Origin of the sequence: Chitinophaga agrisoli, assembly GCF_008386695.1 — a bacterium.
GTDB lineage: Bacteria > Bacteroidota > Bacteroidia > Chitinophagales > Chitinophagaceae > Chitinophaga > Chitinophaga agrisoli.
On record NZ_VUOC01000003.1, the window covers coordinates 1 to 11,736 of the forward strand.

The window sequence follows — 11,736 nt, forward strand, 5'->3', positions numbered from 1 at the left end:
ACTTCATTGTCGGGACCTTTTTGTTTTTATACCCCATAATAAAACAGCGCACCCGGAGGCACGCTGTACTTTATAGATCCTTTCTAATAAATATCCTTACTTCTTCCTGAACTCATTATACCACTGCGCTATATTCACAGAAGCGCCCATGCCAAACGCCACCGGCTGAAAATACTGGCTTACCTCATACCCGCTATACGTTTCGTCCTCCATAGGCACAGCAAACGACAGCTGCATCTGGAACTTCACATATTTATACCCTGCCCGGAAAGTAAACGCCGGTTCAAAGAAAAACCGCGACTTACTACCGACCCGCATAAAATTATCCCGCCGGTCTGGATTCGTCTCAAATACCTTATTCCCTAAATACTGGTCATAGAAATTCAGCATAGAGATCCGGCTGCTGAATGCTGCCTCAATTGCCGGGTGCACAAAACCAATACTGGGCTGTATGAATACCTTGCTGAAATGCGCGCGTAACAGGTAATCATTGTTATTCCCCGTGGCGCTTTCATCGTTAAAGGCCACGTCCAGGGTCTTAAAACTGCCAGCTCCAAAGCCGGCATATGTGTCAAACACCATCCGTTTCCTGCTATCCAATGGCTGAAAGAACCCCACGGCGCCTTCAAAAAGCCCGCCCCGTACATACTGGTCTACGAATAGACCATCCTCACTTTCATCACCACTATTAAAATCAGGGCGGAACACATACTGGCCATTGGCCATAATAGCCACGTGATTAGTCACCGCAAAAGCGGCCTGGTAATTAGTAGGGGATACGCTGCCCTTAAACTCATAGCGCTCTTTTAATAAAGGAGCATTTACTGTATTGGGTACATAAATGTGCTTGTTGCAGGCGCTAAAGGAGAGGCCTCCTGCCAGCAACAAGAAAATAAGGACTGGTCGCTTCATGTTGTAGGTTTTAATCGGCTTTCACCCGTTAAAGATCAACGGTAGCCTTTGATACTAAGCTAATATATTTACATTTTATGAATGATCATAATAGATAGGGGTGGCCCAGCCTTACAATAGGCTAACAAATATTTAAATGTGACTTTAACAGGCAATGTTATCATGCTACTTAACTGATACCTGTGTAGACTCCCTGTTGATCAGTTCTACTGGGAACACAAAATTCTTCGTCACTTTAACCGTCTCGTCCTGGTTGATAAGTTGTATAACAGTTTCTACGGCCTTCTGGCCCATTTTGTAACCGGATTGCTCAATGGTGGTGAGGGAAGGAGTGATAATGCGGGACGATAGGTCATTGGAATAACCAACCACCTTTATCTGCCCCGGTATATTGATCTGACGCCGCCGGGATTCCTGTATAAACGCCACGGCAGAAGTATCATTCGCGGAAAACAGGCCGTCCGGCAATGGCGTGCTGGTAAGCAGCTGCTGTGCGGCCGCAGTGGCGGCGTCCGTAGTAAGGTTGTGTATGTACAGCAGGCTGTCGTCAAACGGTATATTATATTTCGTCAGGGCCGCCTTGTAGCCCGCCAGCCGTTGCTGGTACAGGTTACAGGTAAGCACGCCGGAAAAATGCGCAATACGTTTGCATCCCTGTTTGATAAGATGTTCCGTAGCCAGGAAACCGCCGGTAAAATCATCGCCGGTAATGCTATAGCCAGGGAACTCATTCGGCACCCGGTCATAGAATACCAGGGGGATATTATTCTTTATAAAAGGACTGAAATGTTCGTAGTTAGTGGTGAACATGGAAGCCACTGCCAGCAGCCCATCCACACGCAGGGAAAAGAAAGTGTGCACCAGTTCCTTCTCCATGGCCACTGTTTCATCAGACTGGCCGATCATAATGCTGAACCCATACTTATGCGCCTCATGCTGTATACCGCTGATAGCCGTGCTCTGGAAATACATGGAGGTACGCGGCACGATAAGCCCCAGGATATTGGAACGCTTCTTACGCAGGCTGGAGGCGATCCAGTTAGGCACATAACCCATTTCCGCCGCCATCTTCTGTACCTTCTCCCGGGTCTCATCATTAATGAGCGGGTTGTTCTGCAGTGCCCGCGACACGGTAGAGGCGGACAGGTTCAATGCCTGGGCAATATCGTATATGGTTATCTTATTGCGTTCTTTCACTTTTTGGGAGCTTCTGGTGAAATAATAGGCTATATTAAGCAAATTAAATTACAATTGAAATGCCCTTTCACGTTGCAATCAACAGTTTGTTGCAAACGGTAAACAGAGCCGCTAAACGGAAGACCGGCTGCCCAATCCCCCCTCACTTGACAAAATCAGTTATTATGCTTAATTTTTAAACCAGATTCCGTTACGAAAACCTGATCACATGCTCCTTTAAGTCCCTGCTGTATGAACGAAACAGTACTGATCGATGGGCTCAAAAAGGGGGAAGAGGCTGTCCTTCGCCAATTATTCGAGCAGCTCTATCCGCGTTTATGCCATTTCGCCCGTGGCATTCTTCAAAATGATATAGAAGCAGAAGACCTCGTGCAGGAAGCCTTCATGAAGTTATGGCGCCAGCGGCAGCAGTTCAGTTCCTATGCAGCCGTCAGATCCTTTTTATACACCAGCATCCGCAACGCCGCTCTTAATATATTAAAGCACCAGCGTGTCGTACGGGAACATGCCGGCGCAGAAAATGCCAGCGAAGCGGAGGAGATCAATGCGGAGCACCACCTCATAGCCGCGGAAGTATCGGGGCAATTACAACAAGCCCTCGCCAAACTGCCGCCTGGCTGCAAACAGGTCATGGAGTTAGGTTATCTGCAGGGCCTCCGTAATAACGAGATCGCCAACCTATTGCAGGTATCCGTTAATACCATCAAAACACAGAAAGCCCGGGGTTTATATCTGCTCAAAGGCTGGCTTAAACTCTCCCGTATCCTTTTATTTCTCCTGAAATGACCCATCTCCAAAAAAAATTTCCCAACCCTTTCACCCGGTTTTAATACTCAGTTGTTTTAATAACGTATGCACCTTCCCCTGGAAATAGCAGACCTCGTAACCAAACACCACACCGGCCAGCTCACGGAGCCGGAAAAAGCGCAATTAAACGCATGGATCACCGCATCGCCTGCCAACCGCCGCCTGTGGGAGCAGCTGAACGATGAATCCTATATCCGTAAGCAGCTGGATACCCTGCCTGATGCTACCACTACAGCAGCGGCCTGGCAACGCCTGCAAACACAGCTGCCATCCACCCGGCCACGCATCGGCCTGCGCCGCTATGCCGCCGCTGCGGCTATCCTGGTCCTGGTGGGCGCCGCTACCTTGTTCTTCCTCAACCGCCCGGCTACACCGCCCGCTTTGGCAAACAACCAGCGGGTACTACCGGCCCCCGGTATGCCCGGTACCGCTAAAGCCCGCCTTATCCTGGGCAATGGCAGCATTGTAGAGCTAAAGGAGGATCATGAACAGGACTTGACAGAACAAGACGGGACCCAGCTAAAAAGCCATGCCGCCGTGCTTTCTTATCACAATACCGCCGCCGCTGAAACGCCGGTATTCAACACCCTGCAGATCCCGCGCGGAGGCGAGTACCGGGTAGTGCTGCCGGATAGTTCCGTAGTATGGCTCAATGCCTCCACCTCGCTGCGTTTCCCCACCCGGTTTAACGGTGATACCCGTAACGTATACCTCACCGGCGAAGCCTATTTTGAAATAGCAAAAGACAAAAGCAAACCGTTTATCGTTCATACAGACAAACTAGCCGTTACCGTTACCGGCACCAAATTCAATGTAAAAGCCTATACGGACGAAGTATACACCCGTACCACCCTGGTGGAGGGCGGCGTAAGGCTCACGGCAGGGACTAACAATGTCCTGTTACATCCCGGAGAAGAGGGCGTCTGGGAACAGCAACATATCATCGTACAGGAAGCTTATATGGAAGAGGCCCTGGCCTGGAAGAATGGCCGCTTTGTATTCCGCAGCGAGCCGCTGGGCAGCATTATGCGCAAGCTAAGCCGCTGGTACGATATAGATGTTAGCTTCTCCGGTGCAGCCTTAACTGAATTGCGTTTTACAGGTACCATCCGCAAATATGAATCTATTCAGAAAGTATTGGACATGCTGGCGCTTACACAGAAAGTGCAATTCAGCATAGATGGAAAGAACGTTGCCGTAAAGAAGATCTAAATACAATAGCTGTAGAGACTATGTGCTCATTCCGCGTTATGGGAACCACGTCCCATCACTTTGCATATACCCGCTTACAGTTCCGCTAAAAAAAAAGACCGGCAATGCGCGAACATTTCCGGCCTCGATCAGCAAACATAAAGGTAAGCCGCCATTGGAAGCGGACAGGCTTGCCTATTGTCTAACCAATAACCATACTAAGGTATGAAAAAAAAGTTATGGCCCCCTGTTATGCTGTTGGCTATGCGTATCACTGGTTTCTTAATGTTGGTTTGCCTCGTGGAACTACATGCCACCGGCTATTCACAGGAAGTGAAACTGACCCTTAAGCTCAACGGGGTACGGCTGGATAAGCTGTTTGACATTATCCAGCAGAACAGCGATTACAAGTTCCTCTACAATGATGATGACATCCGGGATAGCTTGGTTTCCGTGGATGTAAAAAAGGCCACCGTACCGGAGATACTGGCCCTTTGCCTCAAAGGCCGGCAGCTGCGGTATAACATCGTGGACAAGACCATCATTATTGCCCACAACAATTCCCTGCCTGCCAGGTTAACCACCCCGCCACCGCTCACCGTAACAGGTACGGTGACGGACGCGAAAGGCGCGCCCCTGCCAGGTGTAAGCATCGTGGTAAAAGGACAGCAGACCGGTGCTGTCTCAGACGGCGCGGGCCATTACCGCATCAATGTACCGGATAATGCCGCACTGGTCTTTAGTTTTGTGGGCTATATCTCGCAGGAGCTGGCCGTAAACGGCCGCGCCACACTCAATGTACAGCTGCAGGAAGACCTCACCAAACTGGGCGAAGTAGTGGTTACCGCCCTGGGTATCCAGAAAGAAGCCCGTCAGCTGGGTTACGCTGCCACCACCGTTAAAGGGGCAGATGTAGCGGTGAACAGAACGCCCAACATCGGCAACAGCCTTCAGGGTAAAGTAGCAGGGCTCAATGTAAGCTCCGTAAACACTGGCGCCGGCGGTTCCAGTAAGATCCGCATCCGTGGCGCCTCTTCCTTTAAAGGCAATAACTCACCCCTTATTATACTGAATGGGGTGCCTATGAACAACAACAGTTACGGCGCCCGCAAGAATGATGCAGAAGGCAATACCTCCCGCGCAGAATCTTATACAGATGGCGGCGATGGTCTGCTCAGCATCAACCCGGATGATATCGAATCTATCAACATCCTCAAAGGCGCTACCGCCGCGGCTTTATATGGCTTCCGTGCAAAAGACGGCGCTATCGTCATCACCACCCGCTCCGGCAAACGCAACCAGGGCATAGGGGTAGAGGTGAACAGCAATTTTGTAGTAGACCGCGCCATTGACCAAACAGATTTCCAATATGAATATGGCCAGGGCGAACAGGGCTTACGTCCGCAAAACATTGCAGACGCAGGTAATACCGGTACCTGGAGCTTTGGAGAAAAAATAGACGGCAAACCCACCATCCAGTTCGATGGACAGGTAAAACCCTATTCCGCCGTGAAAAACCGTATTAATAAATTCTATCGTACCGGCTACACCTGGAGCAATACCGTGTCTTTCTCCGGGGGCAACGACAAAGGCAGTTTTAACCTGTCTATGTCAGATATGAACAACGAATCCATTATGCCCAATTCCGGCTATCGCCGCCAGGCCGTTAACCTGGGACTTAATTACGCCGTTACGAGTAAGCTGCAGGTGAATGTATTCGCCAACTACTCTCACGAAAAAAGCCAGAACCCGCCCAATGTATTTGTACAGCAATACAACGCTAATACTACAGTATACTCGCTGGCCAACACCATGGACTTAACAGACCTGAAGGAGCACCGCAGGGATGAGAACGGGAACGAGCGCAACATCTCCCGTTTTACGCCCCGTACCAACCCGTACTGGATCGCCTACGAACGCTTTGAGAACATTGTGCGGGACCGTTTAATGGGCAACATCTCACTACGCTACGATCTGCTGCCCTGGCTGTATATACAAGGCCGCGCAGGGCAAGACTATTTTACCCGCTCCCAGGATTATAATGTGCCCACAGGTACCCGCTTCTTAGGTCCGGTGACCACCGGTTTTAACGGGCAATATTACCAGGAGGTGGTAAAGTTCAGGGAGCGTAACTACGACTTCCTCATTGGGGCTAACCGCAAGTTTGGCAATATAGATATAGACCTCACATTGGGCGGTAACCAAATGGTGCAGATCAATGAGAACAACAATGTAGTGGTCAATAATTTTTTCATCCGTGATCTATATACCGTACAGAACGGACAGATCAAAGATCCGCAGTATCTGTACAGCGAAAAACGCGTCAACTCCCTTTACGGCGCTGCTGAGCTGTCCTGGAAAAATTACCTCTTCCTGAACCTCACGGCCCGTAATGATTGGTTCTCTACGCTCAATCCAAATTCCAATAACTATCTGTATCCTTCCATCAGCACCAGCTTTGTATTTACAGATGCTTTTAAACTCCCATCCTGGTTCAATTTTGGCAAGTTCCGTATAGCCTATGCCCAGGTGGGTGGCGATACAGACCCTTACCAGAATAATCTTTATTACGTACTGAATCCCAATCCGCATCTCGGATTAGCCCTGGGCGGCATCTCCGGCACCCTTAGCCCTAATCCTGACCTGCGCCCGCTAAAGGTGAAGGAGTTTGAAACAGGTATGGAAGGCCGCTTATTCGATGACCGCATTGGTTTTGACGTAGCCTGGTACCGTAAAAACACGATCGACGAGATACTGTCTGTACAGATCTCCGGTGCTACCGGTTATGCAGCCACGCTGGTAAACGTGGGCCGCCTGCGCAACCAGGGGATAGAATGGCTGCTCACCGGCGTACCGGTAAATACAAGCGCCTTCCGCTGGGAAGTGAATATAAACGGCGCGCATAATACCAGTAAGGTATTGGAGCTGGCTGCCGGTCAGCCCAGTATTATAGTGGGCACCGGCGAATATACCGGCCGCCTGGCGCACGAAGTAGGCAAACCCATGGCCTCCCTGCAGGGCACCGCTTATCTCCGCGCCCCGGACGGACAGATCATCTTTAAGAACGGCCGCCCCGCCAATGCGGATGCTGTTAAGACCTTTGGCAGCGCCATCCCCACCTGGACCGGCGGCGTCATCAACACCTTCACCATCAAAGGGGTAAGGGTATCTGTATTGGTGGATGGTAAGTTTGGCAACAAGCTGATCTCCAACACGAACTTCAACCTCTGGCGGCATGGCCTGCACAAGGCTACGCTCGAAGGCCGGGAACAGGGTTTTGTAGTAGGCAAGGGCGTGATGGAGGATCCCAATGCCCCCGGTAAATACATCCCCAACAATGTGCCCGTACCTGTACAAACCTATTACGAATCCGTAAGGAGCAACAATAACATAGCAGAGGAGTTTGTATACGACGCCAGCTTCATAAAGCTAAGACAGATCACCATCGGTTACGATCTGGCCAAACTATTGGGCAGCAGATCTCCCTTTAAGGGACTGGCGGTTTCCCTGGTGGCCAACAACGTAGCCGTACTAAGCAAACATACGCCCAATATAGATCCTGAAATGGTCACCGCTGCCAGCGATAACCTGCAGGGGCTGGAGTCCGGGGGATTACCTATGACCCGCAGCATGGGCATTAATGTTCACGTTAAATTCTGAAGGGTATGAAACTATATATCGTTATCATAGGCATCCTGTGTTTATCTGCAGGATGTGATAAGAACTTCGAAAAGATCAACACCAACCCGGTGCTGCCTTCCTCCCTGGATCCGGCCTACCTGCTGGCCCAGGCGGAGCTCAACGCTTCCTGGAACAGCGGCACCATTACCTACCAGAGCGCCATTGTCCGGCATACCATGCATCCCTTTCTGGGCGTGCTGGCCGGCGGTAATGTAAACCAGAAGAATCCCGCCGTGGAAAGGATGCTCTGGGACCAGTATTACCCCCTGGTGCGCAACCTGGTAGATATCGTTGACAAGACCCATGATGATACCGCCCGGTTTAACCTGTACCAGATGGCCCGCATCTGGAAGGCCTATGTTTTCCAGGTCTTGACAGATACCTACGGCGATATTCCTTACGCACAGGCAGGCAACGCCTTCCTCGAATCGCAATACTTCCCCGAATACGATAAACAGCAGGATATCTATAACGATCTGCTCAGGGAAGTGGACGAAGCCGTAAACGCGCTCGATCCATCCAGGGCCACAGAAAAGAATGAGCTCTTTTACAACGGCGATATCGGTAAATGGAAACGTTTCGGCAATTCCTTACTCTTACGCATCGCCATGCGCCTCTCCCGGGTAGATGCTGCCAAAGCCCGCACCTATGCGGCCAAAGCATTCCAGGGCGGCGTTATGACATCCAACGCGGATAACTGTTTGATGCAGCACTCTGCTACTTACACCAATGCTTTTGGCAACCAGCTCAATGGCTCAGAAAAAGCCAACTACTACCTGAATGACATGCTGGTAAACAACCTGAAAAGCGGCAACGATCCCCGCCTGCAGGTAATTGCCGTTATCTATGGAGATGCTACCAAAGACCCCGCGCAAACCACGCAGGATAAAGACCCGGCGCATCAGATAGGCATGCCCACGGGCTACGATAACACTACCATTCCTACCGCCCCCGGTTACCCCGGCTCATTGTATAAATATTCCCAGATCGACAGGCTAACCTTAGGCAACATCACCGCGCCTTGTTTCCATATCACCTATGCGCAAACCTCCCTGCTGCTGGCAGAGGCCGCGCAAAAGGGATGGATAACCGCCGATGCGGCGATGTTATACCAGCAGGGGGTAACAGCCCACATGCAGCAGTTGGCCATCTATGGCGGTACCGCCGTGATCCCGGATAATACCATCACCGCTTATTGGGCTACCCATGCCTATAACCCGGCGGCTGCGGTGGAGCAGATCAATACCCAGTATTGGATCGCCTCGCTCATGAACGGTATAGAAGCCTATGCCAACTGGCGGCGTACGGGCTACCCCGTTATCCCGGCCAATACATATGCCACGCAGGATATCCCGCGCGGCGCCAGCATACGCCGGCTCCGCTACCCGGATACGGAAATATCCCTGAACACACAGCACTATAACGACGCTTTGTCGCGCCAGGGCGCTGATGAGCTGAATATCCGCATGTGGTGGGATGTGCAATAAAGCAATTTAAAAGCAAGTATATATGAAGCTACGTTTCACTTATTGGTTGTTGGCAGTTTGCCTGTATGCAGGCGCTGTGCAGGCGCAACAGGTCACGCCCACGGCGGATCAGATAAAAGCCCTTACGCCCGCGTGGAAAGGGGACCGCACCCCGGATGGCAGGCCCAAAGTACCGGACGCCCTGCTGCAACGCCTCAAAAACATCTCCATTGAAGAAGCCTGGGGCATCCTCCGCAACAAAGGCTACCAGAACCAGTTCGAGGGCGATTGGATGCTGCTGCGCCCGGACCAGGTAATGACCGGCCGCGTGGTCACTGCCCAATACATGCCCTTACGCCCGGACTGGGACCAGCTTGTAAAGGACAAAGGCAAGGCAGAAGGCCGTATTGGCGGTACCAATTCCTGGCCCATAGATGTACTGTCCAACGGGGATGTGTATGTGGCGGATAGTTATGGCAAAGTGGTGGATGGTACCCTTATTGGCGATAACCTGGGTAACTCCATTTACGCCAAATCAAAGAACGGCGTCATCTTCTACGGCTCCGTACGCGATATGGAAGGCCTGGAAGAGATAGCAGGGTTTACCGCCTGGGTAAAAGGCTACGATCCGTCTTACATACAGCAGATGATGCTGGCCGGTATCAATGTGCCCATCCGCATTGGCAGGGCTACCGTATTACCGGGTGATGTGGTGCTGGCAAAAAAAGGCGGCGTCATTTTCATCCCCGCCCATCTCCTGGAAGAGGTAGTGCTGAACGCAGAGTTCATTGCCCTGCGCGATCAGTTTGGCCATCAGCGCCTCAAAGAGGGCAAATACACGCCCGGCGAAATAGACAGCCAATGGACGGACGCCATCAAAAAAGACTTCCTGCAATGGCTGGATGCCCAAGGCGATAAACTGCCCATGAGCCGCCAGGACCTGGATAAATTCATGAAAAACAGAACATGGTAATCTTCAAATCATTAAACTATGCAGACACCATCTCAGCAATTCCTCTCAAAATTAGGCGTAACAGAGCCCGTAAGCCAGCAAGCAGCTTCCAATGAAAATGAGAACGACCGCCGTTCCTTCCTGAAGAAAACAGCCATTGGCGGCCTGGCCCTGGGCGGCTTTATGTTCTCCAATATCCATGATACGCTGGCGCATTCCACGTCAAAAGTAAACCGTTACTCCGCCCCCTCAGACCTTAAGATCACAGATATGCGTTATGCGATCGGTATGAACTCTACCGGCCGTTGTCCTATCATCCGTATCGATACCAACCAGGGTATCTATGGCCTGGGCGAAGTAAGGGACGGCGCCAGCTGGCGTTATGCCCTTTTCCTTAAAAGCCGTATCATGGGTATGAACCCCTGCAGCGTGGAAATGGTCTTTAAACGTATTAAACAGTTTGGCTTCCACGGCCGCCAGGGTGGCGGTGTATCCGGTGTGGAAATGGCCCTCTGGGACCTGGCTGGTAAAGCCTACGGTGTGCCGGTGTATCAGCTGTTAGGCGGCAAATACCGGGACCGGGTACGCCTCTACGCAGATACCCCGGAGGTGGAAGACCCAACAGAATTCGCCGCCAAGCTAAAAGACCGCCTGGAAGGCAAAGGATATACCTTCCTCAAAATGGACTTCGGTATTGAGCTGCTGCGTAATACGCCCGGCGCTTTGGTGAATAATAATTTCTGGGACGTAGGCCGCCAATGGTCCAACGAGCCTATGACCTATGGCGCTACAGAACATCCTTTTACCCAGGTACAGATCACTCCAAAAGGATTGGATATACTGGCAGAACGTATCTCCAGGGTACGGGAAGCGGTAGGTTATAACATCCCCCTGGCTTCTGACCACTATGGGCATTTTGATCAAAATAACGCCATCCGCCTGGGTAAGGCGGTAGAGCCCTATCGGCTGGCCTGGCTGGAAGATCTTATCCCCTGGAAGTTCACAGAGCAATGGAAACAGATCACCAATGCCATAGAAACGCCTACCCTCACCGGAGAAGATATCTACCTTAAAGAAGAATTTATTAAATTGATAGATGCCCATGCGGTAGATCTTATCCATCCAGACCTGGCAACAGCCGGTGGCATCCTGGAAACCAAACGGATAGGCGATTATGCAGAGGAAAGGGGCGTAGCCATGGCGATGCATTTTGCAGGTTATCCCATTTCATTTATGGCCAACGTGCACTGCGCCGCCGCTACCCAGAATTTTGTAGCGCTGGAACATCACTCGCTGGATGTGCCTTACTGGAATAACCTGGTAAAATCTGATAAGCCACTCATCGAAAAAGGTTTTGCCATTGTGCCGGACAAACCCGGTTTAGGCATTGAGCTCAATGACGATGAGATCAAACAGCACCTGGCGCCGGAAGACAAAACCTATTTTGCGCCCACCCCGGAATGGAATGAGAACCGCTCCTGGGATCGCTTATGGAGTTAAATTTAAGGGCAGTCCCGGACTGCCCGCCAC

At 51.2% G+C, this 11,736-nt stretch carries 8 protein-coding genes; 6 read left to right on the plus strand and 2 right to left on the minus strand.

The genetic code is table 11. The features are described from left to right. Nucleotides 1-96: 96 nt before the first annotated feature. Both F0L74_RS15315 and F0L74_RS15320 read right to left on the minus strand, forming a co-directional pair. Nucleotides 97-912: a hypothetical protein gene (locus F0L74_RS15315; RefSeq protein ID WP_149838793.1), complete on the minus strand. Its 816-nt coding sequence runs from the start codon at nucleotides 910-912 to the stop codon at nucleotides 97-99. A gap of 165 nt (nucleotides 913-1,077) precedes the next feature. Further along, the gene (locus F0L74_RS15320) at nucleotides 1,078-2,109 is read right to left on the minus strand and encodes a LacI family DNA-binding transcriptional regulator (protein ID WP_188316029.1); all 1,032 of its coding nucleotides are present in this window, start codon (nucleotides 2,107-2,109) and stop codon (nucleotides 1,078-1,080) included. Nucleotides 2,110-2,340: 231 nt separating this feature from the next. Between F0L74_RS15320 and F0L74_RS15325 the strand changes: the two genes are divergently transcribed. From F0L74_RS15325 to F0L74_RS15350, 6 genes are all read left to right on the plus strand, one after another. Next, nucleotides 2,341-2,895 carry an RNA polymerase sigma factor gene (locus F0L74_RS15325; protein ID WP_149838795.1) on the plus strand — a complete coding sequence of 185 codons (555 nt, stop codon included), beginning with the start codon at nucleotides 2,341-2,343 and terminating at the stop codon, nucleotides 2,893-2,895. 66 nt (nucleotides 2,896-2,961) lie between these two features. Further along, nucleotides 2,962-4,128, plus strand: a complete 1,167-nt coding sequence (locus tag F0L74_RS15330; RefSeq protein WP_149838796.1) for a FecR family protein — start codon at nucleotides 2,962-2,964, stop codon at nucleotides 4,126-4,128. A 204-nt stretch (nucleotides 4,129-4,332) separates the two neighbouring features. Then, on the plus strand, nucleotides 4,333-7,767 hold the full coding sequence (locus F0L74_RS15335; protein ID WP_149838797.1) for a SusC/RagA family TonB-linked outer membrane protein: 3,435 nt from the start codon (nucleotides 4,333-4,335) through the stop codon (nucleotides 7,765-7,767). Between the two features lie 5 nt (nucleotides 7,768-7,772). Beyond that, nucleotides 7,773-9,275 (plus strand): SusD/RagB family nutrient-binding outer membrane lipoprotein, encoded by a 1,503-nt coding sequence (locus F0L74_RS15340; protein ID WP_213086992.1) that lies wholly within the window; start codon nucleotides 7,773-7,775, stop codon nucleotides 9,273-9,275. A gap of 22 nt (nucleotides 9,276-9,297) precedes the next feature. After that, nucleotides 9,298-10,227: an RraA family protein gene (locus tag F0L74_RS15345; RefSeq protein WP_149838799.1), complete on the plus strand. Its 930-nt coding sequence runs from the start codon at nucleotides 9,298-9,300 to the stop codon at nucleotides 10,225-10,227. Nucleotides 10,228-10,245: 18 nt separating this feature from the next. Beyond that, entirely contained in the window at nucleotides 10,246-11,706 is a 1,461-nt protein-coding gene (locus F0L74_RS15350; protein WP_149838800.1) for a mandelate racemase/muconate lactonizing enzyme family protein, read from the plus strand. Nucleotides 11,707-11,736: the final 30 nt, after the last annotated feature.

Excerpts from the sequence above, each read along its gene's own strand:
- F0L74_RS15315 (WP_149838793.1), bottom strand. The coding sequence starts at position 912 with ATGAAGCGACCAGTCCTTATTTTCTTGTTGCTGGCAGGAGGCCTCTCC.
- F0L74_RS15345 (WP_149838799.1), top strand. The coding sequence starts at position 9,298 with ATGAAGCTACGTTTCACTTATTGGTTGTTGGCAGTTTGCCTGTATGCA.
- F0L74_RS15325 (WP_149838795.1), top strand. The coding sequence starts at position 2,341 with ATGAACGAAACAGTACTGATCGATGGGCTCAAAAAGGGGGAAGAGGCT.
- F0L74_RS15340 (WP_213086992.1), top strand. The coding sequence starts at position 7,773 with ATGAAACTATATATCGTTATCATAGGCATCCTGTGTTTATCTGCAGGA.
- F0L74_RS15330 (WP_149838796.1), top strand. The coding sequence starts at position 2,962 with ATGCACCTTCCCCTGGAAATAGCAGACCTCGTAACCAAACACCACACC.
- F0L74_RS15350 (WP_149838800.1), top strand. The coding sequence starts at position 10,246 with ATGCAGACACCATCTCAGCAATTCCTCTCAAAATTAGGCGTAACAGAG.
- F0L74_RS15335 (WP_149838797.1), top strand. The coding sequence starts at position 4,333 with ATGAAAAAAAAGTTATGGCCCCCTGTTATGCTGTTGGCTATGCGTATC.